Source organism: Halobiforma lacisalsi AJ5, from assembly GCF_000226975.2.
Lineage (GTDB): Archaea > Halobacteriota > Halobacteria > Halobacteriales > Natrialbaceae > Natronobacterium > Natronobacterium lacisalsi.
In genome coordinates, this window is the sequence record NZ_CP019285.1 from 561,501 (window position 1) to 582,149 (window position 20,649).

18 protein-coding genes and 1 pseudogene are annotated in these 20,649 nt (G+C 64.9%); 9 read left to right on the forward strand and 10 right to left on the reverse strand.

Features of this window, described 5'->3' with window-relative positions:
* The first annotated feature begins 39 nt into the window (after positions 1 to 39).
* Positions 40 to 462, forward strand: coding sequence for a PaaI family thioesterase (locus tag CHINAEXTREME_RS02595; RefSeq protein ID WP_007142061.1), 423 nt, complete (start codon positions 40 to 42; stop codon positions 460 to 462).
* Here CHINAEXTREME_RS02595 and CHINAEXTREME_RS02600 read toward each other — a convergent pair whose 3' ends face one another.
* Together CHINAEXTREME_RS02600 and CHINAEXTREME_RS02605 are read right to left on the reverse strand one after the other, a co-directional pair.
* The gene (locus CHINAEXTREME_RS02600) at positions 463 to 1,467 is read right to left on the reverse strand and encodes an LLM class flavin-dependent oxidoreductase (RefSeq protein WP_007142060.1); all 1,005 of its coding nucleotides are present in this window, start codon (positions 1,465 to 1,467) and stop codon (positions 463 to 465) included. It lies immediately after the preceding gene.
* 43 nt (positions 1,468 to 1,510) lie between these two features.
* A complete protein-coding gene (locus CHINAEXTREME_RS02605; protein ID WP_007142059.1) occupies positions 1,511 to 2,785 on the reverse strand; it encodes a M24 family metallopeptidase in 1,275 nt (424 codons plus the stop codon).
* An 80-nt stretch (positions 2,786 to 2,865) separates the two neighbouring features.
* On the opposite strand from CHINAEXTREME_RS02605, the gene CHINAEXTREME_RS02610 reads away from it, so the two are divergent.
* Together CHINAEXTREME_RS02610 and CHINAEXTREME_RS02615 are read left to right on the forward strand one after the other, a co-directional pair.
* Positions 2,866 to 3,582 carry an EthD domain-containing protein gene (locus tag CHINAEXTREME_RS02610; protein ID WP_007142058.1) on the forward strand — a complete coding sequence of 239 codons (717 nt, stop codon included), beginning with the start codon at positions 2,866 to 2,868 and terminating at the stop codon, positions 3,580 to 3,582.
* Positions 3,583 to 3,671: 89 nt separating this feature from the next.
* On the forward strand, positions 3,672 to 4,439 hold the full coding sequence (locus CHINAEXTREME_RS02615) for an IclR family transcriptional regulator (protein ID WP_007142057.1): 768 nt from the start codon (positions 3,672 to 3,674) through the stop codon (positions 4,437 to 4,439).
* A gap of 63 nt (positions 4,440 to 4,502) precedes the next feature.
* Here CHINAEXTREME_RS02615 and CHINAEXTREME_RS02620 read toward each other — a convergent pair whose 3' ends face one another.
* The 3 genes from CHINAEXTREME_RS02620 to CHINAEXTREME_RS02630 all read right to left on the reverse strand — a co-directional run bounded on the left by CHINAEXTREME_RS02620 (position 4,503) and on the right by CHINAEXTREME_RS02630 (position 7,640).
* Positions 4,503 to 5,390 (reverse strand): amidohydrolase family protein, encoded by an 888-nt coding sequence (locus CHINAEXTREME_RS02620; protein WP_029601450.1) that lies wholly within the window; start codon positions 5,388 to 5,390, stop codon positions 4,503 to 4,505.
* A gap of 487 nt (positions 5,391 to 5,877) precedes the next feature.
* On the reverse strand, positions 5,878 to 6,273 hold the full coding sequence (locus CHINAEXTREME_RS02625) for a hypothetical protein (protein WP_007142055.1): 396 nt from the start codon (positions 6,271 to 6,273) through the stop codon (positions 5,878 to 5,880).
* Between the two features lie 230 nt (positions 6,274 to 6,503).
* On the reverse strand, positions 6,504 to 7,640 hold the full coding sequence (locus CHINAEXTREME_RS02630; protein ID WP_007142054.1) for a thiolase family protein: 1,137 nt from the start codon (positions 7,638 to 7,640) through the stop codon (positions 6,504 to 6,506).
* Between the two features lie 150 nt (positions 7,641 to 7,790).
* Here CHINAEXTREME_RS02630 and CHINAEXTREME_RS02635 point away from each other — a divergent pair, with 150 nt between their 5' ends.
* Together CHINAEXTREME_RS02635 and CHINAEXTREME_RS22115 are read left to right on the forward strand one after the other, a co-directional pair.
* Positions 7,791 to 9,740: a beta-propeller domain-containing protein gene (locus CHINAEXTREME_RS02635; RefSeq protein ID WP_007142053.1), complete on the forward strand. Its 1,950-nt coding sequence runs from the start codon at positions 7,791 to 7,793 to the stop codon at positions 9,738 to 9,740.
* A gap of 188 nt (positions 9,741 to 9,928) precedes the next feature.
* A pseudogene (locus tag CHINAEXTREME_RS22115) lies at positions 9,929 to 10,048 on the forward strand (IS5/IS1182 family transposase); the annotation flags it as partial.
* Between the two features lie 668 nt (positions 10,049 to 10,716).
* Here CHINAEXTREME_RS22115 and CHINAEXTREME_RS21995 read toward each other — a convergent pair.
* Positions 10,717 to 11,574 (reverse strand): hypothetical protein, encoded by an 858-nt coding sequence (locus tag CHINAEXTREME_RS21995; RefSeq protein WP_193790375.1) that lies wholly within the window; start codon positions 11,572 to 11,574, stop codon positions 10,717 to 10,719.
* Between the two features lie 75 nt (positions 11,575 to 11,649).
* On the opposite strand from CHINAEXTREME_RS21995, the gene CHINAEXTREME_RS02645 reads away from it, so the two are divergent.
* Entirely contained in the window at positions 11,650 to 12,333 is a 684-nt protein-coding gene (locus tag CHINAEXTREME_RS02645; protein WP_007142051.1) for a DUF5806 family protein, read from the forward strand.
* A gap of 63 nt (positions 12,334 to 12,396) precedes the next feature.
* On the opposite strand, the gene CHINAEXTREME_RS02650 is transcribed toward CHINAEXTREME_RS02645, so the two are convergent.
* Positions 12,397 to 13,020, reverse strand: a complete 624-nt coding sequence (locus CHINAEXTREME_RS02650; RefSeq protein ID WP_007142050.1) for a DUF7529 family protein — start codon at positions 13,018 to 13,020, stop codon at positions 12,397 to 12,399.
* A gap of 107 nt (positions 13,021 to 13,127) precedes the next feature.
* Positions 13,128 to 13,850 (reverse strand): lipoate--protein ligase family protein, encoded by a 723-nt coding sequence (locus CHINAEXTREME_RS02655; protein ID WP_076738694.1) that lies wholly within the window; start codon positions 13,848 to 13,850, stop codon positions 13,128 to 13,130.
* Positions 13,851 to 13,911: 61 nt separating this feature from the next.
* Between CHINAEXTREME_RS02655 and CHINAEXTREME_RS02660 the strand changes: the two genes are divergently transcribed.
* Positions 13,912 to 14,820, forward strand: a complete 909-nt coding sequence (locus CHINAEXTREME_RS02660) for a hypothetical protein (protein ID WP_007142048.1) — start codon at positions 13,912 to 13,914, stop codon at positions 14,818 to 14,820.
* A gap of 9 nt (positions 14,821 to 14,829) precedes the next feature.
* On the opposite strand, the gene CHINAEXTREME_RS02665 is transcribed toward CHINAEXTREME_RS02660, so the two are convergent.
* A complete protein-coding gene (locus CHINAEXTREME_RS02665; protein ID WP_007142047.1) occupies positions 14,830 to 16,281 on the reverse strand; it encodes a serpin family protein in 1,452 nt (483 codons plus the stop codon).
* Positions 16,282 to 16,439: 158 nt separating this feature from the next.
* Positions 16,440 to 17,831, reverse strand: a complete 1,392-nt coding sequence (locus CHINAEXTREME_RS02670) for a cytochrome P450 (RefSeq protein ID WP_007142046.1) — start codon at positions 17,829 to 17,831, stop codon at positions 16,440 to 16,442.
* Positions 17,832 to 18,000: 169 nt separating this feature from the next.
* On the opposite strand from CHINAEXTREME_RS02670, the gene CHINAEXTREME_RS02675 reads away from it, so the two are divergent.
* Positions 18,001 to 18,498, forward strand: coding sequence for a PaaI family thioesterase (locus CHINAEXTREME_RS02675; RefSeq protein WP_007142045.1), 498 nt, complete (start codon positions 18,001 to 18,003; stop codon positions 18,496 to 18,498).
* A gap of 224 nt (positions 18,499 to 18,722) precedes the next feature.
* Complete coding sequence (nosZ, locus tag CHINAEXTREME_RS02680) at positions 18,723 to 20,648, forward strand: TAT-dependent nitrous-oxide reductase (protein ID WP_007142044.1); 1,926 nt, start codon at positions 18,723 to 18,725, stop codon at positions 20,646 to 20,648.
* Position 20,649 lies beyond the last annotated feature (1 nt).

Sequence of the window (20,649 nt, forward strand, 5' to 3'; positions counted from 1 at the left end):
CGCCTGAACTTTTATTGTCCGTTGTGCAGGACTGTGGGTATGGATATCGAGGCCTTCTTCGAGGGGATGCCCTTCGCGTCCCTGCTGGGAATCGAGATCACCGAGTGCGCCGACGGCCACGCCGAGGGCCACCTCGAGATGACCGAGGACCTCTCCTGGAACGAGGACGAACTGATGGCCCACGGCGGCGTCACGTTCACGCTCGCGGACACGGTCGGCGGCGCGGCGCTGGTCTCGGAGGTCGAGCAGCCGGTGCCGACGGTCGACATGCGGATCGACTACTTGAGCGCCGGGACGGGAGACCTCTACGCCGAGGGCGACGTCGTCCGCTGTGGAAGCGACGTCGGCGTCGTCGACGTGGACGTCTACGCGGCCGACGACGGTGACGGGGGGCCCCGTGGGGACGGCGACGCCGTCGGGACGCTGGTCGCGGACGCTCGCGGCGTCTACAAGACGGGCTGATCACAGCTCCGGCGCGACCTCGTCGCCCAGCCGGTGGACGCAGTCGACCGTCGCCTCGGTGTCGACGCCCGGGTAGTAGGTCCGCAGGACGAAGTGGACGTCGTCGCCGAGCGCCTCGCGATAGGTCTCGAGTTCCTCGCGGACCCCCTCGGGCGTGCCGAAGATCGCCCCCTCTTTCAGTTCGCGCTTGCGCTCGGCCTCGAGTTCGTCGACCGACTCGCCGGAGAAGATCTCGGCGTAGCGGCGCTGGAGGTAGAAGTAGCCGTCCCGCATCGCCTCCCAGGCCTCCTCACGGGAGTCCCCGACCCAGCCGTGCTGGAGCACGTAGATCGTGAAGTCGCCGTCGATCCCCTCTTCGTCGCGGACCCGTCGGATGTCCTCGACGCGCTTGCGGACACCCTCGACCGACAGTGACGAGGGGGCACACCAGGCGTCCCCGATCCGTGCCGCGCGGCGGACCGCGGGCTTGGCCGCGCCGCCGAGCATGATCGGCACGTCGCCGTCGACGGGGCCGGGCGTGATCGGGACGTCGGTCGGGACGTCGTGGAACTCGGAGTCGTAGCCGAGTTTGCCCTCGCTCCAGGCCCCCCGCAGGAACGGGACGAGGTCGGCGAGACGTTCGGCGCGCTCCTCGCGAGGGACGCCGAAGACGTCGAATTCCCGGGGGTTCGAGCCGATCGCGAGCCCGAGCGTGAGTCGCCCGTCGGCGAGCCCGTCGACGGTCGCGGCGTCCTCCGCCAGTCGGATCGGGTCGTACAGCGGCCCGAGCGCGACACAGCTCCCGATCTCGAGGTCGTCGGTAGCCACGGCCATCGCGCCGAGGGTCGGCATCGTTCCCGAGAGGTACTCGTCCTCGGCGAAGTGGTGCTCCGAGACCCACGCGCTGTCGAGCCCCGCGGCCTCGATCTCGCGGGTCAACTCGATGATCTCGTCGTAGCGGTCGGCCGTCCCGCGGTCGTCGTCCGGTCGCTGCTGGGCGGTAAAGAGGCCAGTCCCGAGTTGCATAGTGGCCGTTCGTCCTCCGCGACCAAATAGTTCGGGCCAGTGATCAGTAGTCGATCACGGTGATCTCCTCGACCGGCCACTGGCTCAGGATCTCCACGCCGTTTTCGCGGACGACGACCATCTCCTCGACGCGGACCCCCTGACGGCCCGCGGGCTCCTGGGTCTCGACGGCCATCGTCATCCCCTCCTCGATCTCGATCGGGTGATCGGGCGAGAGCCCCCGCCAGATCAGTGGCACCTCGTAGAGCTGGAGGCCGAGCCCGTGGGCCCAGTGGTTGGTCGTCAGCTGCCAGTGCTCGTCGGCGTCGTAGTAGTCGGCGTGCTCGCCCGCCATGTCCGGGAACCCCTGCGCGATCTCGTCGGTGGTCGCGCCGGGTTCGATCCGCTCCAGGACGTCGTAGAGATTGTCCCGGGCGGTCTCGTAGGCCGCTTTCTGTTCTTCGGTTGGCTCGCCCATCGAGAACGTGCGGTAGTAACACGATCGGTAACCGAGGTAGCCGACGTTGTAGAAGTCGGCGTAGACGAGATCGCCCGGCCGGATGGCCCGATCGGTGGTGTTCGCCTGGTGTTTCGGCCACGTGTTCGGCCCCGACGTGAGGTAGCCGCCGCCGACGAACGCGCCGTGGCGCCACAGTTCCTGGACTGCGTCGCCCCACACCTCGTTCTCGCGCATCCCGGGCTTCGCGGCCTCTGTGATCCGCTGGAAGCCGGCTTCGCAGATGGCGGCGACCTGCCGGAGACACTCGATCTCGTCCTCAGTCTTGACCTTGCGGGCGTCCTCCATGACCGCGGTACAGGTCTCGACGTCCGTCTCGAGCCCCTCTCCCTCGAGGGCCTCGAGCAACCCGCGGTTGCCGACGTCGACGCCGAGTTTCTCGTCGGCGACGCCGTACTCGGCCGCCGCCTCGGCGACGCCCTCGGCCATCGTCTCGAGCAGGAACCGGCGCGCGGAGTCGCGGCCGGAGGCGCGGGGGACGTTCCCGAGTCCGGGACAGGCGTACCGGATGTCGTGGAGCCACGGGCAGTTGAACCGCTGGTTGCTCGCGTGGTCGGCCGTGTCCCAGTGGACGACGTCGCCCGCCTCGGTCAACAGGGTGTAGTGGTCGGCCCCGCTGCCGCCGGTCATCGCCAGCCCGGTCACGTACCGGATGTTAGGGTCCGAGAGCAGGAGCATCGCGCCCAGATCGGAGTCCCGGAGTCGCTCGAGGGCTCGTTCCTTGCGCTCCCTGCGGAGCCGCTGTGTGTCGATCCGCTGTTCCCAGTCGACGGCCCGGGTACCGCGAGTGCCCTCCATGAACGAGCGGTCGTCAAACGTCATGCGTACTCGTACCAATCGAACCGACGATCATAAATTGTGGTCCCCGACGTTTATTGTCCTGTGCGTGATATTCGCCTGTAATGTACAAGCACGTCGCACTCCTGGTCCGCCAGGACGGCATGTCCCACGGGGAGTTCGTCGACTACTGGCAGACCGAACACACGCCGATCGCGAGGGAGATCGAAGGCGTCGTTCGCTACCAGCAGGTGCTCCCCACCGAGCCGGAACACGCCGAGTTCGACGGGCTCGCGGAGCTGTACTTCGAGGACCTCGAGGACCTCCACGCCGCGCTGGGCAGCCCCGGATCGCGGGACTACGACCCGACGAAGGAGGTCGCCGCTCGAGCACGAGAGGACGTCGACAACTTCCTGGCGATCGACGAGCGCCCGCGGTTCATCGGCGAGGAGATCGTGCAGAAAGACGAGGTCGACGGCGATACCGACGGCCTCTACAAACACTCGGCGTTTCTCGTCCGTCAGGAGGGGATGAGCCACGAGGAGTTCGTCGACTACTGGCAGGAGAACCACACGCCCATCGCCCGCGAGATCGAGGGCGTCGTGAAGTACAACACGATCCTGCCGACGGACCCCGAGAACGCCGAGTTCGACGGCGTCGCCGAACTGTACTTCGAGGACCTGGAGAAGCTCTACGACGCGCTCGGCAGCGAGGGATCCCGCGACTACGACCCCGACAAAGGCAAGGCGAAGGAGGCCCGCGAGGACGTGGACAACTTCCTCGCGATCGACGAACGGCCGCGGTTCATCGGACGGGAGCGACTCGTGAAAGACGAGACGTGAACGAACGGCCACGCGGGACGGATCGCTGCTCGGCACGGCGTTCGAATAGCGGGAACAAGCTTTTGTAACGACGAGATAATCGGTACCGTATGGCAAACGAATCGACCCATCGGCCGGTCGAAACCGTCGAGACCGCGTTCGACCTCGTCGACGCGCTCAAGGAGCGCGACGGCGCGGGCGTCTCCGCGCTCGCCGACGAACTCGGGCTCGCCAAGAGCACGGTTCACCGGCACCTGCGGACCCTCGAGGAGCGCGGGCTGCTCGTCCGCGAGGGGGACGACTACCGGCTCAGTACGTGGTTTCTGGATTACGGCGTGCACGCTCGGAACCGCCGGCCGGTCGTCGAGGTCGCCAGACCGAAGGTGGACGAACTCGCCGCGGAGACGAACGAGAAGGTCTGGTTCGTGCTCGAGGAGCACGGGCTGGGCGTCCACGTCTACGGCGCGGAGGGGAAACACTCCGTCAAGACCCACGCCCGGATCGGTCGACGGACGCCGTTGCACCAGTTCGCCGCCGGGAAGGCGATCCTGGCGTTCCTCCGGGAGGAGCGCGTCGCCGAGATCCTCGACGAGCACGGATTGGCGGGCCAGACCCACAGGACGATCACCGACCGCGACGAACTGCTCGAGCAACTCGAGGCGATCCGCGAGCGCGGCTACGCGTTCAACCGCGAGGAGTCGGTCGCCGGCGTTCACGCGGTCGGCGCGCCGGTCAGGGAGGAGGACGGGACGGCGGTCGGCGCGATCAGCGTCGCCGGGCCCGCCAACCGCCTGCGGGGTGAACTATTGACCGACGAACTCCCGGACCTCCTGCTCGGGGCGGCCAACGAGATCGAGATCAACCTCGCCCACTCGTAGGACGAGGTCGGGGTCGGGGTCGAGGTCGGGGTCGGGGTGGGTCTCGAACGAGACGAACGACCGTCAGTCGATCGAGATTCCGCATTCCGCGAAGAACTCGTGGGCGTTCTCCCAGAGGATTTTCCGCTGAACCTCCTCGTCGAAGTCGAGTTCGGCGAACTGCTCGAGCCATGGTCCGGGCTCGAGCATCGGGTAGTCGGTGCCGAACATGACCGTGTCCGACAGCAGCGTCTTCGCGTAGTGAAGCACCTGATCGTCGATGTAGCGGGGCATCCACCCCGATAGGTCCATGTAGACGTTGCCCTTCTGCTGGCAGATGGCGAGTTGTTCCTTCTCCCAGGGGTAGGCGGGGTGGGCGATGAGAATCCGCAACTCGGGGTGGTTCGCCGCCACGTCGTCGATCAGCATCGGGTTGCCGTACTTGATCTTCAGGCCGCGACCGCCGGGCGAACACGCCCCGAGCGTCGAGTTGCCGCCGTGGAAGACGACGGGGACGCCCAGATCCTCGATGGTCGACCACAGGTTCTCGTGTTCCGGATCGGAGGGGTCGAACCCCTGAGCGATCTGCTGGAACTTGAACCCGGAGAGGTCCAGATCCTCGACGCAGCGGATCGCCTCCTCGACGCAGTCGTCCTTGAGCGGGTCGACGGAGCCGAACCCGATGAAGAAGTCGTCGTACTCGTCGCGTACCTCGGCGACGTAGTCGTTCGGGACGGGCGGGTTCCCGGTGTTCGTCTCGGCGTCCCACCCGAGCAGGACGGCCCGGTCGACCCCCGCGGCGCGGTACTCCTCGAGCATGTTCTCGTAGGTGTCGGTCTCGAGTTCCGTGCCGAATCTGTCGGCGGCGTCGCGCATCATCTGCCCGCCGGCGTCGTGGAGGAACTCGCTGGTCGGCTGGTGAGCGTGCATGTCGATGGCCCGCGGCTCCTCGAGCACTGAAGGCGAACCCATGGGCCGGGTTACGGTACGCTGATATATGTATGTTCACTGCTCGCACGGGACTGGGAGTCGGGAGTATGAAGTCGATTTCCACCTTACTAAGTATCGAAGTCCGAACTTTTGTTCGTATATTACGGAATCTAGTTATGAGGCCGGAGTTGAGATTCGCTATGATGATCGGTTCGTGAATCCGGATATCGGCCCTTCTGTGGCCTATTGAGCCATTTTCTGTTCCGACGGTTCGAACAACACTGATTGATATCATATTGGCCAAATTCGGCATCTAAGCCCCACCAAAATCGTTTTATTGTATTTATCGGATCATGGCTTCTCCGCTGCGGTAGATTTGTACCTGAATGAATAGTAGTATTCGAATCCGATACTTACTACAGCGGTCCGCCGAGACTATCCGACATGCTACCAGTCGAACTGGTGCGAAACGCTCGAGCCCCCAGCTACCGACCTCGAAAGCACTGGAGCGCCAATGCGCCGAAAAGTACTATCTGCGGCCGGTCGACTCGCTCCTCTCCCCGTCTCGAGGGTCACGTCCGCGGGCGTCGACCCCGTCCTGTCCCTGCTCCCGCTCTTCCGTCATCTCGTCTTCCGGCGACAACCGATCGTCTCCGCGGGAGCGAAGGGGGGCGTCGTCGGCTCGCGAGGGATGGATGTTGAAGTTCTTCCCCCGGTAGGGATCGGTCTCCGGATCGTAGGACAGCTCGCTGCGCTCGAAGAGGTAAATGAAAAAGCCGAACAGCGGGATCAGAAAGGTGATCGCGGCCCACTTCGCCTGCGGCTCGAGGCCGACTCTCCCGGCGTCGTAGTAGGTGAACGCCGTCAGGCCGAGGTGCCAGGCGGCCGGGATCCCGACGATGACGGCCAACAGGAGCCTGCTCATACGCCCGCTACGGCTCGAGGGTACTAAACGACCGGCCAAACTGCGGGTGGTGGACCGCGAGTCGGGATCGACAGGCCCGGAACGGCCGTCTCAGTTGGCCCCGAACTCGATCGCCGCATCCTGACGCGACCACCTTTTGTCTCGGCCGATCCGCTCGCTCTGCTCACTCCGGCCGCTTCGCTCGCGAGCGGCCTCGCAAAACCTGGACCAAAAAGCCCAGAACGGTCGCCTCAGTTGACTTCGAACTCGATCGCCGCACCCTGGCCGAAGCCGACACACAGCGTCGCCAGGCCGAGGCCGCCGCCGCGCTTCTGAAGCTCGTGGATCAGCGTGACGGGGAGGCGCGCGCCGGACGCGCCGAGCGGGTGGCCGATCGCGATCGCACCGCCGTTGACGTTGAAGATTTCGGGATCGATACCGAGTTCGTCACGGGAGTAGATCGACTGGCTCGCGAAGGCCTCGTTCAGTTCGACGAGGTCGTACTCGTCGATGTCGCGACCGTTACGCTCGAGCAGGCCACGCGTCGCGGGCACCGGACCGGTCCCCATGATCGTCGGGTCGACGCCGGCGACGTTGTTCATGCCGACCTCGGCGAGGATCTCGAGGTCGTGCTCCTCGGCGAAGGCCTCGCTGGTGACCAGCAGGGCGGACGCGCCGTCGGAGATCTGGGAGGCGTTGCCGGGCGTGACGGTGCCGTCGGATTTGAAGACGGTCGGGAGTTCGGCGAGTTTCTCGGGGGTCGTGCCGGGGCGGATGCCCTCGTCCTCGGAGACGGTGCCGTCGTCGGTCTCGATCGGGACGATCTCGTCGTCGAAGCGTCCTTCCTCGGTCGCTTCGGTGGCGCGTTGCTGGCTCCGGGCGGCGTACTCGTCCTGCTGCTCGCGGCTGATGTCGAACTCCTCGGCGACGTTCTCGGCGGTCATCCCCATCTGGAGTTCGCCCATGTTGTACAGTTCGGCCATCCGGGGGTGGACGTTGTGGGTGTTCTCCCCCATCGAAACGCGGCTCATGTTCTCGACGCCGCCGGCGATGATGGCGTCGCGGTTGCCGGCCGCGATGGCGTCGGCCGCGGAGATGACCGCCTGCATCGAGGAGGCACACCAGCGGTTGATCGTCGTCGCGGGGACGCTCTCGCCGAGTTCCGAGAGGAGCGAAATGACCCGCGCCACGTTGTTGCCCTGCTCGCCGCGCTGCTGGGCACAGCCCCACATCAGGTCGTCGATTTCCTCACCGGAGAGGCCGGTCTCGGCGAGGATTTCGTCGATCAGCGGCACCGAAAGGTCCTCGCTGCGGACGTCCGCGAACGCGCCGTCTTCTTTGCCCTGTGGGGTTCGAACCGCCTTCGCGACGACTGGCGTCTGTGTCATATACTACCGAACATCCTTCACGGACTTAAATTCGGTCGAACTCGAGGTGATGCGCCGAGAGTTTACGGCCAACCCCACGCCTTGGGGTTGCCTGAAACGCGCGTTTCACCTTGCGCTACCGTATTAGTTCGACGTATCGTCCACGAAGATATGAGCGACAGAACGACGCTGATCGCTATCGCCTTCGCGGCGCTGCTCGTGGGGTCGGTCGTCGGTGCCGGCCTCGCGGGGCTGGCCGCCGACGCGAACGCCGCCGACTCGACGACAGCCGGACCGCTCGGCGACTCGAGCGAGGCGGAACTGACGACGTTCGCGTCCGAATCGGAGTTCGAGGAGTACTTCCGGCAGGACCGATCGCGGGCCGTCACGCTCGGCGGCCCGCCGGTCGTCCGCGGGAGCGACGACGTAGCCGACGACGTCGAAGTCGAAGAGGACGCGGCCGCCGGTGGCGCGCCCGACGACGCCGCCGACGAGGCGTACACGACCTGGACCGACGGGGCGACAGACGACCGCCGCCACTCCGAAACGAACGTCCAGGAGGAAGCGCTCGACGAACCGGACGTCCTGAAGACCGACGGGCAGTCGGTCTACTACGCCGACTACCGGTACACCTCGCGCTGGAGCGAGACGAGCGTCGTCGACGTCAGCAATCCCGCCGACCCCGAACCGGTCGCATCGATCCCGCTGTCCGGTGAACTGCTGCTCGTCGAGGATACGCTCGTCGTTCTCGGCGACGACGCGGCCGCCGGCTACGACGTGAGCGATCCGGCCGACCCGGAACAGGAGTGGCGCGAAGACCTCGGCGCGGAGATCGAGACGGCGCGGCTCTACGACGGCGACCTCTACCTCGTGCTCGTCGATCGTCCGGGTAGCGATCCGTGTCCGATCGAACCCTACGGCGACCGCGCCGTCGAGTGTACCGACGTCGTTCGCCCCGACGCGCCTGCTGACGCCGACGCGGTCTACACCGCTGCCCGGGTCGATCCCGAGACGGGAAGCCTCGAGAGCCAGGAGAGCGTCGTCGGCTCCCGCGGGCTGTCGGCGACCTACGTCTCCGAGAACGCGATCTACCTCTCCTATACCCGCACGACCTCCCAGTACGAACTGCTGCAGTCGTACGTGACGAGCGAGAACGGCTCCGCGCTGGTCGACGCCGAGACCCGGGAGCGGGCGGCCGCGCTCGAGGACCTCGACATCTCCGAGCGCGCGAAGGAGATCGAGATGCGCGAGATCATCGACGACTGGTTCGACCGGATGGACGAGACGGAACGGGAGAAACTCCAGCGCGAGTTCGACGACGGCCTCGAAGCCCACGTCGAGGCCCACCATCGGGAACTGACGACGACGGGCATCGTCCGCATCGGGATCGACGGCGACCTGCGCGCCGAGGAACACGGCGAGGTGCCGGGGACGCCGCTGAACCAGTTCTCGATGGACGAACACGAGGACCACGTCCGTATCGCGACCACTATCCCGCGCAGCCACGGCGTCGACTCCGAGAACGACGTCTACGTCCTCGACTCGGATCTCGAGATCACGGGCGAAGTGACCGGTCTGGGCGTCGACGAGCGGATCTACTCCGTGCGCTTCGAGGGGGACGAGGGCCACGTCGTTACTTTCCGAGAGATCGACCCGTTCTACACGCTCGATCTCTCGGATCCGACCGATCCCGTCGTCGAGGGTGAACTCAAACTGCCGGGCTTCTCGGAGTACCTCCACCCGCTCTCCGACGACCTCGTGCTCGGCGTCGGCCAGGAGGACCGCCAGCCGAAGGTGACGCTGTTCGACGTCAGCGACCGCGAAGATCCGGTCGAACTCGACTCGGAGATTCTGGAGGACGAACGCTACAGCGACGTGAGTCGAACGCACACCGCCTTCCTGCAGGACGAGGCCCACGACGTCTTCTTCGTCCCGGGAAGCGACGACAGCTACGTGTTCGGCTACGACGGCGGCGAACTCGAGGAGGTCGCCCGCGTCGACGTCGGCGGCCACGGGGCCCGGGCGATGTACGTCGACGACTACCTCTACGTCTTCGGCGAGGACGAGGTCGTCGTCCTCGACGAACGGACCTGGGAGGAACACCGACGGCTCGAGCTCTAACACGGACGACTATCCGTCGTTTCCGGTGCAATTGCGGGGCGGTCGTGGTTGGACCTGATGCGTCATCGAGCGACGATCAGTAGAGATGCGGACTGACACGGGTTTTATATCATCTATCGAGGGTGTCGGTAGAGCAGTAATGAATACACAGCGCAAATGCTGTGCGAGATCCAATTCAATTTGTAGCGGTAGTGAGCGGGATCAAGCGCACGCTCGGCGACGCGATACGTGCGCGAAGCTGGTACTGAGAGTGCCGTGAAATCGTTCTAATATCTGCCGTTTATAATATCAAGCGTGTCGTGAGCTAGCCAAATCCAACTCCATATGGCGATTCACCACAGACAAAGAATTCAATCTTTGACGATCTGTTCACGATATGTTGAAATTATCAATTGGTGATGGTTTTTGTAGCATGAACAATGTTGTGCGAGAAATGGCTTAAGGTGGGATTAGTGCAAAGGTATGCTTGTAGGCATGATAACCCCTGAGACACCCGGAAAGGATGAACTCGGTAGCGAAGAGCTGCTACGAACGATTTGTTCAGTTAATAGTACTGAGAATGTGATTATTGTGGGAGAAAGTTCCGATCCCGAAACCGAATCGTAGTTCCCGATGACCTTTTACCCCTCCAACCACAATGGTTATAAACGAAACAAATACACATGAATTATTTGAAACCTACAGGGATGGTAGTTTTCGGAATTATAGTTGTATATTTAGGATTTTCAATTGCTTACCCTAAATATTCATTTATAGATAGTACGCTGGGTGTTACTGGGATATCGATTGTCACTATATTGCTTATAACTGGACTTTTCATTATCATTAACGGATTCTTTTTAGGTATTGAATCAGCAATCAACTCTGGAGACGAATAATCTGATTAAAATAATCACCGAGAATTGGGATTTTTGCTGAGAATTAAGGGAATAGAGTTTTCAAAGAGGGAAAAACAAATGAAAGTGTATGCTATCTTTTACTCATCTAGATCCCATCGGCGGATGTTTTCCGAGAGCGTCTCTGAATTAGGCCAGTCACCGGCTCCTTCAGAAAATGCACAGGTGAGAGATACATCACAGATAGTAGTATTGTCAGGGTCTGTTATAAATACAGCAGGGTTCCCTAGTTTTTGCACCGTGTCTTCGTCTGCTCCTTCGATCTCATAAAGGGTCTTGATCGGGCCGTCATCTGCGAAGTTTGTTTCGTCGTACTGAGCACTTACATCTGTTGAACTAGGAGAGATAGTGACCTCTCCGTAAGGTCCTCCAGCGTCTGCACCAAAGGAAATCTCATCTACACTAACATTACCAATATACGTTGTGTTGTCTTCGTCTGGCCCCCAATCCGTTATGGTGGGAAGATCAGATGGTCCGTAAGGTGAAATCTCGCATTCCGTTTCGTAGCTGCTACCATCATAATTGCTGTTATCCATGTCGGATCCAGGTACCTGGGTACAGCCGATTGTACAGCCATATTCCTGGTTTTCTTCGTTTGTCTCTCTTCCTCCATATAGGGCAAATTCACCATTGAACTTTCCATAGTAGTCAAAGGGGAAAGCAATGCCCTCATCTTCGTCGCCAGATCCAACATCAGCTTCATCGACTGCGAAGAAAAGGGGATCTCCCCAACCGGGATCTGCGTCGACGACATCACCACTGTCGACCGTTACAATATTCTGTTCAAGTTCACTTAGAGCATCCCGAATATACCTCTGTCGCGCCTCTTCTGATGCATTAGATGGAATCCTAAACTTCCGCTCCCGTGGATACCCATTCTCAAATTGAAGAGAATATTCATATGACGGGTTCTGTGATACACTTAGCCGTATCGACAAACCGTTACAAGGTCCCACAAGTTTCACCCGCCGGGGAGGGGAATCCTTTTGCCGTCCGTTTGGCAATGGCCCTCCATGGACGGGAACGAGACGACGGATCGGTCCAATGCCGACAACCCGGGACCGGTGGATGCCGACGACTCGGGCGACGTAGACGATGAGTCGGCAGCTACGAACCCGGACGCGACCGAATCGGCAACCGAGAGCAGCAATGATTCGATGCCCGGCGTACCGGACCCCGAACCGCAGGACGACGACGTGCCGGAAGACGTTCAGAAGTACGCCCGCTTCAAGAAGATGGACGGGGCACAGTACGACCGGGTCAACGAGTTCCTCCGGGACCGCACGTACATCACGGCCCGTGAGTGGGCCATCGCCCGCCTCTGCTCGGACTTCCGGACCGAGACGGGCGTCGAGATGACCAAGATCGGCGAGAACCTGCCCGAACTCGTCCCCTTCATGACCGACACCTACACCCCGCAGGCGGTCAACCAGGCGCGGGCCTCCTTCGAGGAGAAAGTCCGGACGGCCGGCGCGACCTTCCTCTACGGCGCGATGTGTGACTTCTTCACCGCCGAGGAACTCGACGACGTCATGTACGAGTCGACCGAGGTCGCGAAGTTCCTGCTCGAGGTCGAGGGCGTCGACCTCTCGGTCGAGGAGGAACTCGAGGCCGAAGAGCGCATCTCGAGCGTGATGCGCGAGGTCCGTGAAGCGAGCGAGGAGTTGCGGGAGGAAGAAACAGAAGAGGAGAGCTAACCGTCGCCCACCGGTCGACGCCAGTCGATCCTATTTCGGGCGAAACGGCCCCGAAAGAGGACGTCACTCCTCGTTTCGCCAGCGTCGCACGTCCGCCTCCTCGAGGAACAGCGACGGATCCTCGTGGGAGAACGTGACCCACCGGTTTTCCTCGTCCGTATCCGCGCGGACGCGGAGCAGCAGTTCCTCGTCGACGAGTGCACGCTCGAGGACCGGCCGCGCCTCGCCGATCGAGTAGGCCAGCGGGAGACAGACCGCGGTCTCGCTCTCGCCGTCGCGTTCGACGACGATGACGAACCGGCGGTCCTCGAGGTCGGTTTCGTCGCTCGCGTCTCCCCCGGTCGACTCCGCCGGCCGGTAGTACACCTCCGCGTCGCCGAACGTCACGTCGTCGGCGTCGACCAGTCCCTCGAGCGGCTCGTACTCCTCGCGCGAGACCCGCGCCTCGAGGCCGGGTTGGGACTCGCCCCGCGGAGCGGAGTCGGTTCCTCCCTCGACGCCGTCGACGGCGGGGTGCGGTTCCGCCTCCGCGTTCGGCACCGGGTCCGCCGCGATCGGTTCGAGGACGAGCGCGTCCCAGCCGTTCTCGCGGTAGCGGTCGGCGATGCCGATGGCGTCCGCCCGCAGTTCGTCCCAGCGCGGATCCGACGCGGCCCGGCCGCCGTCGGAGCCGTTCCGGTCCGTCATCGCTCCCCCTCCAGCAGGTCGGCGGCGCTTCCTACGGGACTGTCGCCAGACTCCTCGCTCGCGTCCATGTGTGAGCTAACCACGGCGACCCTCGAAAACGTTGGTCCTTACGAGCCCTCGGTCTCGCCCGCGTCGAGCAGCGCGGCGACGGGTTCGACCGACGGCTCGAGATCGCCGACGAGCGCCTCCTCGAGCGCCGCCCGGACGACGTCGGGCTCTGCGGGGCCGCCAGCCGCGGCGATCGAGCCGACCGAGTCGGGATCGAACGGCACCCCGAGCGCGCCGTAGGCGGACTCGAGGACGGCCATGCCGGCCGCGATCGCGGCGTCCTGTCGGACCCGCTGGGCGATGCCGGCGACCTTCGCGAGCGCGGTCGGGTCGGCACCCCCACTGCTCGCCGTCGACAGCGAATGTGATCCCGGACAGAACGCGTCCGGGGGCTCGTCCCGCGCCAGCCGCTCTCGATCGAGCCCCGGGAGGCCGGCCAGCGCGCGCTCGAGGTCGTCGGTCAGCCGTTCGTACCGCTCGTCGGTTCCCCGTCGGAAGTCCTCGATCGGTTCGGCGCGGGCGAACGCTATCGTCGTCTCACCGTCGTAGGCGACCGCCCGGCCGCCGACGTCGCGCTCCACCGGCGGAAACCCTGCCTCACGCGCGGCCGCTCGAGCCCGGTCGTAGCCGTTGCATCGGCGATCCCGCCTGCCGAAGGCCAGTTGCCGGTGCGGCGTCCAGACGCGGACGGCGCGCTCGCCGCCGGTCGCGACCTCGAGCAGGCACGCGCTCGCCTCGCGGTCGGCCTCGATCGTCGGCCCGCGGCCCCGAAATACCCGCATGCGAGGGGGTTGGGGTCGACGGGACTAAACGCTCCCGACCCCGAGTCGCACGCGAACGCAGATGGACGCAGGCGTCACGCTCCCCGCGGAAGTGTTGTCCTGGTACGCGCGGTTCTCGCTGTACAATTCGCCGTATCGAGCCCACGACGGCGGCCGCGCGATCGACCTCTACCCCGGCACGCTCCGGGACGGCCGGACGACCGAGGCGCCGTGCCCCGTCTCGGGGACCGTCCGCGAGACGAAGACCGTCCGCGCGCCGCCGAAGTCGTACGCCCCGGAACACGACCACCTGATCCTGATCGACTGCGAGGGGCCAGCCGCGCTCGAGGGGCTCGTGGCCCGCGTGTTACACGTCGATCCCGCGGTCGAGGCCGGCGACCGCGTCGAGGCCGGCGAATCGCTCGGCGAACTCGTCCGCGCGGGGTTTTTCGCCCCCTGGGTCGACAACCACCTCCACGTCGGTCTCCGCCGGCCCGACCAGAACCTTCACCGGGCGTCGGGCTCGCTCCCGCTCGAGATCGGGGACGACGTCGAACTGCGGGCGCTCGAGTGGGACGGCACCGGAACTGTCGTCGAGACCGGGGAGACCTACGTCGTCCTCGATTCGCCGACCCACCCTGCGCCGGGCGAGGCGTTCGTGGGAGTTCGGGCGGATAGCGCCGGGATCCTCGACGGCGGCATCCCGCACTACGACGGCGGTGGGCTGCTCCGGGCCGGAAACGGGAACGGGGGCGAGGGTGCATCGATCTCGCTGAACGGTGACCGGCTTGGCACGGTCGGCGACGACGGGCGGACGATCGCCTGGGACGGGATCACGGTGACCGCGAACGGCGATCCGATCACGGGGCTGTCGACGTTTTGCGCTCGGGACGGCGACTTCGGCGCGAAACTGATCTGTCCCGACCGGTCGTTCGACGTCGGTGATCGGGTCACCGTACGGGTTCGCTCGAGCGGGACGAGCGACCGCTGATATTCCGCCTTATCCCTCTTGCAACGTCTCGCCGTCGACTACCCGGCCGACGAACAGCGGCGTCTCGGTCGGCCGGTCCCGGACGTAGAACAGGAACGGCCGGTCGACGGTCATCTCCGCCTGAACCGGCGGGCCCGACTCCGCCATGAGGACGGCCGTCGCGGCCGCGGCCTCGGTCCCCTCCTCGTCGACGTCGACGAAACTCTGGTGGAGGATGTCGTCGATCGCCAGTCCGCCGTCGCCCTCGACCATGCCGCCGAAATTCGCCTCGGAAGTGAATGCGCGTTTCATCCCCAACCGCTCGAGCGTCTCGACGAGGCTGAACTTCGATTCGATCCCGAACTTCGGCATCGTGAGGTCGACCTCGGAACGGGAAGTCTCCTCGAGCAGCGTCGCGAGCCGGTCGACGGTGAACGAGCGCTCGAACGACTCGAACTCGCCCTCGGCGGGGAGGACGACGACCATGCTCGTGTCGCCGTTGGCGTAGGGGAGTTCGACGAGCTGGTGGCCGTCGATCTCGGCGTAGCGCAGTTCCGCGCTCTGGGACATCAGTTCGACCTCCGTCTCGGTCCCGTCGATCCCGGTGAAGGGGCCGGGCTCGGTCGCGTCGGGATCGAAGTCGTGCTTCCAGGCCGCGAGGAAGTAGACGGCGTTGGTGAGCACGAGCCGCGTCGCCGTGGTCACCGCGTCCTCCGGGAGCAGGTCCTCGATCCGATCGTTCGTCCGGTCCTCGACCCACGCGTTGATCTCCTCGCGGGCTCCCTCTGGATCCCCCGCGAAGTCGACGACGTGCTCGCCAGCGCCGTAGTAGGTCTCGAGCAGGTCGAAGTACGCCTCGTCGAAGGGGTAGCCCTCGTCGGCCCAGACGGCGTTGGCGCTCGAGAGCTGGAACCCGAGGTCGCCGTCGTTTTCGTCGTCCTCGTCCTCTTCGGCCCACTCCGGGGTCTCGACCTCGGCCCCGTCATCGTTGCGGCGCTCGAACTCGTCCTCGAGCGCGCCGAACGCGGCGTGGAGGTCCGCACGGTCGTCGTCCCCGCTTCCCGCGAGTTCGTACCGCAGCGTCTCCGCCATCTCCGCGGCGGTCTCGTCGCGTGCGCTCGCGTAGGTCATCGCGAGCGCGACCGAGATGCTGTACGGCGAGAAAAAGAGGTTCGCCTCCGGTTCCTCCGACCGGAGTTCGTCGAGCGCCGCGAGCGAGAAGGCGACGTTCCCCCGCACCTGCTCGGCGAGGGCGTCCATCTCGAGGTCGTACTCGGATTCGGGGTCGGTGACCGGCTCGAGTTGCGGGAACTCGGGGGGCTCGTAGCCGTCGAAGCCGCCGTTCTCCGGGTCGGTACCGCTCTCGGTCTCGTCTCCGCCGTCTCGAGCGCTGTCGTCGCTCGTACAGCCGGCGGCCGCGGAGAGCACTGCACCGGTGAGCGCGAGGAACGTTCGTCGGCGGGCGGGGATGTCGGTCGACATCAGTTGAGTGAACCGACAGTCGACGCCTGTAAATGCTTTCTCCAGGGTGAAACGGACGTTTGACCGTTCCCGTCGCATCGTACGGACTGCTGTACGTCAGTTCCGACGCGACCGAAGGAGATCGCGGTCGCGCCGGGAAACCGGGACGGCGATCCGTATCAGTCCCGCGGCTTGACTCGCATCTCGATCGGGTCGAGCGGCCGGGTGGTGATGCTCACCGAGAGGTCGACGTCCGGATCCGAGACGAGTTCCGGCCGGTACTGGCGGGCGAGCGTCGCGAGGATCAACGTTCCTTCCACGAGAGCGAACTGCTGGCCGATACACCGCCGCGGGCCGCCGCCGAACGGGAAGTACGCGAACTGCGGCCGGTCCCCGTCGTCTCCGGCGAACCGTTCGGGCTCGAACGACCGCGGCTCGTCCCAGAACCGCTCGTCGCGGTGGATCGTCCACTGCATCGGCGCGACGGTCGCCCCGGCCGGCAGCGCGTACGAGCCGAGCGTGAGCTCCTCGGTGGTCTCCCGCGGGATCGAAGGCACCGGCGGGTAGAGCCGCATCGACTCGCGCAACACCGCCTCCGTGTACTCGAGGTCCGACAGGTCCGCGAACGTCGCGTACTCGTCCTCGAGGACGGCGTCGAGTTCCGCCGTGAGCCGGTCGAAGACCGACGGGTGCTGTGAGAGCAACAGCCAGGTGAAGGTGAGCGCGGTCGCCGTCGTCTCGTGGCCGGCGAAGAGAAACGTCATCAGTTCGTCCCGCAGAAGCCGTTCGGACATCGTCTCGCCGTCCTCGTCGGTGCCGGTCAGCAGCCGCGAGAGCAGGTCGTCGCGGTCCTCGAGGCCCTGCGCCCGGCGGCGTTCGACGAGGTCCTCGATGAGCGCCTCCATCTCGCGGATCCCGCGTTTGTACCGTCGCCACATCGGGATCGGGACCCACTTCGGGACCATCCTGGCGACCGGCTGCTTGGTCGGCTGGCCGGGTTCCTGGAGGTCCCGGACCGTTTCGGGGATCCCTCGCTCCTCGTACGCGATCTCCGAGCCGAACATCGACTCCGCGAGGATCCGGAGCGTCAGCGCCTTCATCTCGTCCTCGACGGAGACGACCGGCGAACCGGCCCAGTCGTCGGCGGCGTCGCGGACCGCGGCGGTCATCGCGTCGGCGTAGTCGGCGATCCGGTCCATGTAGAACGCCGGCTGGATCCGGCTGCGCTGTCGCTCCCAGAGGTCGCCCTCGCTGAGGACGAGCCCCTGTCCGAGCAGGTCGCCCAGGTCCTCCTGGCTCATCGTCGCCTTGCGGAAGCGGTCCCGATCCTCGACGAGGACCTGTTCGACCAGATCCGGGCGGTTCACCTGGTAGAAGTCGCCGATCCCCAGGAGCCGCAGACGGACGACGTCACCCCGGCGAGCGGCGGCCTCGAACAGGCCGTCCTGCTGGCGGACCAGCTGGTGGGTGTTGCCGATCACGGGCAACCCCTCGTACGTCGGTGGCTCCGTTTCGTGGACAGGCGCGCGCTCTCCCCCCGTCGTTCCCTCGGCTCGAGAGTGGTCGACCATACGAACGGTACGGCCGCAACCCCCTTCGGCGTTGTAGCTAGCCGTTGAGGTTCTTGAAGTACCGTCGGATCGAGGAGTTCGTTCGGACGGTCCACGAGGCCGGAAACGCTCGACAACCGGCTACTCGAGAAGCGCAGCGATAAAGACCCTCGCTGTCGGACGGGAGCGCATGACGGACGATCTGGAAGCGGCGATGGACGGCGGAACCGACGCCGGCCCCGAAGACGTCGCGGAGTTCCTCCAGTACTACATCGACGAACACCAGGAGTTCCTCTCGTGGATCGGGACGACGGTCGAGGACGTCGGCGCCGGGACGATGACGCTCGCAGTCCCCTACGACGAGAAATTGACGAACACGCGCCCGAACGGCGACGAGGGCCGCCGTCCGGACATCCACGGGGGCATCGCCGCGACGCTGATCGACACCGTCGGCGGGCTCGCGCTCCGGACCGAACTCGAGGACCCGTTCGCCGGCGGCGTCGCGACGATCAATCTCAACGTCAACTACCTGCGACCCGCGACGGGCGACCTGGTGGCGCGAGCGGACGTGATCCGCGCGGGCTCGAGCGTCGGCGTCAGCGAGGTGACCGTCCGGAGCACGACGCCGGACGGCGAGACCCGCGAGGTCGCGACTGGACAGGGTGCGTACCGCATCTTCCGCGAGTAGCGAAGCGTCGCGTTCGACCGATCGTTCTTTTCGCTGCTTCCGCCCGAGGTCGCCGACCCCACCTCCTGCGCGAACCCTACATAAACGGGGAGACGAACGTATTCGGTCGGCTTACTGAAAAGTAGGAATACGAGACGCCCCTAATATCACGGCTTATCAAGCTGAGAGTGTAACGAGCCGAGACTCGCACAGCAATCAAAATCCAGACACATAATATATCAACGATGTCCGATACTACGCCGACCGACGACCGAGACGCGATCGATTCCGAGACGACAGCCGAAAAGCGGGATCCGCTGTTCTCGCGGATTCCCCGCCGGGACTTCATGAAAGCGGGTGCGGCCGCCGGGGCGATGGGATCGCTGGCCGGCTGTACCGGCCTGTTGAGCGACGACGACGACGATCTCGCCGCAGCGGGCGACGTCGATTCCTACGTCCCGCCGGGCGAGCACGACGACTACTACGCGTTCCTCTCGGGTGGCCACTCCGGCGAGATTCGCGTCTACGGGATCCCGTCGATGCGCCAGTTGATGCGTATCCCGGTATTCGGCCGGGAGAGCGCCCGCGGCTACGGCTACGACGACCGTACCAGCGAGATGTTAGAGGACGCGGGCGGCTATTCGTGGGGTGACACCCACCACCCGCGCGTCAGCCAGACCGACAACGACTACGACGGCCGCTGGGCGTTCGTCAACGACAAGGCCAACGGCCGGATGGCCCGTATCGACCTCGAGTACTTCGAGACCGACGCCATCGTCGACATTCCGAACCAGCAGGGAACCCACGGGGCGTGTTGCCTGCTGCCGGACACGAAGTACGTCTTCGGCGTCGGCGAGTTCCGCGTCCCGATGCCCAACGACGGGCAGGACCTCGACGACCCGGAGAACTACACGTCGACCATCGCCGCGATCAACCCCGAGACGATGAACGTCGAGTGGGAAGTGCTGGTCGACGGCAACATGGACAACGGGGACGGCAGCAAGCAGGGGCGGTGGTTCTTCGCAACCGGCTACAACAGCGAGAGCGCCACCACCGAAAGCGGGATGTCCGCCTCGGACACCGACTGGGTGAAGGCCTTCGACGTCCCTGCAATCGAAGACGCCGTCGAGGCCGGCGAGTACGAGGAGATCAACGGCGTCCCCGTCGTCGACGGCACTCGCGACAGCCCTCTGAACTCCGGGGACCGACCGATCGTCCGCTACGTCGACGTCGCGAAGAGCCCACACGGCGTCAGCGTCACGCCGGACAACCAGTACGCGATCGCAAGCGGCAAACTCGACCCGACCGCGACGGTCATCGACATCGAGCAACTCGCGGAGGTCGACGACCCCAACGACGCCATCGTCGCCCGGCCGAGCCTCGGGATGGGGCCGCTGCACACTGCCTACGACGGCCGCGGCCACGCCTACACGACGCTGTTCATCGACTCGCAGGTCGTCAAGTGGGACATCGAGGAGGCCGTCGAGGCCTACCCCGACGACGAACCCGAGGACGGGGACCAGGAGTCGCCCGCCGTCGTCGAGAAGATCGACGTCCACTACAACCCCGGGCACCTGATCGCCGCCGAGTCGTACACGGCAGACCCGCAGGGCGACTGGCTGATCTCGCTGAACAAGCTCTCGAAGGATCGGTTCCTCCCGGTCGGGCCGATGCACCCCGAGAACGACCAGCTGATCTACATCGGGGACGACGAGGAAGGGATGAAACTCGTCAAGGACACGCCGTCCTACGCCGAGCCCCACGACGCCTCGATCGTGAGCGCGGACAAACTCGATCCCGCGAAGGTCTACGATCCCGAGGACTACGACGAGGAGTACATCGAGCCGGACGCCTCCGATATCATCCGCGAGGACGGCCACGTCCACGTGAAGATGCACTCCCAGCGCAACGAGTTCGGCTTCCAGGAGGTGACCGTCCAGGAGGGCGACGAGGTGACCTTCACCGTCACGAACATCGAGCAGACGCCCGACGTGCTCCACTCGCTGGCGATCCCGGAACACGACGTCAACATCAAGCTCGCGCCACAGGAGACGCGCGAGGTGACCTTCACTGCCGACGAACCCGGCGTCTACTGGATGTACTGTGCGTTCTTCTGTAGCGCGCTCCACCTCGAGATGCGCTCGCGACTGATCGTCGAACCCGCGGAGTGAT

Bases quoted from the DNA above. Each gene is read 5' to 3' on its own strand.
- CHINAEXTREME_RS02595 (WP_007142061.1), top strand. From the start codon at position 40: ATGGATATCGAGGCCTTCTTCGAGGGGATGCCCTTCGCGTCCCTGCTG.
- CHINAEXTREME_RS02600 (WP_007142060.1), bottom strand. From the start codon at position 1,467: ATGCAACTCGGGACTGGCCTCTTTACCGCCCAGCAGCGACCGGACGAC.
- CHINAEXTREME_RS02605 (WP_007142059.1), bottom strand. From the start codon at position 2,785: ATGACGTTTGACGACCGCTCGTTCATGGAGGGCACTCGCGGTACCCGG.
- CHINAEXTREME_RS02610 (WP_007142058.1), top strand. From the start codon at position 2,866: ATGTACAAGCACGTCGCACTCCTGGTCCGCCAGGACGGCATGTCCCAC.
- CHINAEXTREME_RS02615 (WP_007142057.1), top strand. From the start codon at position 3,672: ATGGCAAACGAATCGACCCATCGGCCGGTCGAAACCGTCGAGACCGCG.
- CHINAEXTREME_RS02620 (WP_029601450.1), bottom strand. From the start codon at position 5,390: ATGGGTTCGCCTTCAGTGCTCGAGGAGCCGCGGGCCATCGACATGCAC.
- CHINAEXTREME_RS02625 (WP_007142055.1), bottom strand. From the start codon at position 6,273: ATGAGCAGGCTCCTGTTGGCCGTCATCGTCGGGATCCCGGCCGCCTGG.
- CHINAEXTREME_RS02630 (WP_007142054.1), bottom strand. From the start codon at position 7,640: ATGACACAGACGCCAGTCGTCGCGAAGGCGGTTCGAACCCCACAGGGC.
- CHINAEXTREME_RS02635 (WP_007142053.1), top strand. From the start codon at position 7,791: ATGAGCGACAGAACGACGCTGATCGCTATCGCCTTCGCGGCGCTGCTC.
- CHINAEXTREME_RS02645 (WP_007142051.1), top strand. From the start codon at position 11,650: ATGGACGGGAACGAGACGACGGATCGGTCCAATGCCGACAACCCGGGA.
- CHINAEXTREME_RS02650 (WP_007142050.1), bottom strand. From the start codon at position 13,020: ATGACGGACCGGAACGGCTCCGACGGCGGCCGGGCCGCGTCGGATCCG.
- CHINAEXTREME_RS02655 (WP_076738694.1), bottom strand. From the start codon at position 13,850: ATGCGGGTATTTCGGGGCCGCGGGCCGACGATCGAGGCCGACCGCGAG.
- CHINAEXTREME_RS02660 (WP_007142048.1), top strand. From the start codon at position 13,912: ATGGACGCAGGCGTCACGCTCCCCGCGGAAGTGTTGTCCTGGTACGCG.
- CHINAEXTREME_RS02665 (WP_007142047.1), bottom strand. From the start codon at position 16,281: ATGTCGACCGACATCCCCGCCCGCCGACGAACGTTCCTCGCGCTCACC.
- CHINAEXTREME_RS02670 (WP_007142046.1), bottom strand. From the start codon at position 17,831: ATGGTCGACCACTCTCGAGCCGAGGGAACGACGGGGGGAGAGCGCGCG.
- CHINAEXTREME_RS02675 (WP_007142045.1), top strand. From the start codon at position 18,001: ATGACGGACGATCTGGAAGCGGCGATGGACGGCGGAACCGACGCCGGC.
- nosZ (WP_007142044.1), top strand. From the start codon at position 18,723: ATGTCCGATACTACGCCGACCGACGACCGAGACGCGATCGATTCCGAG.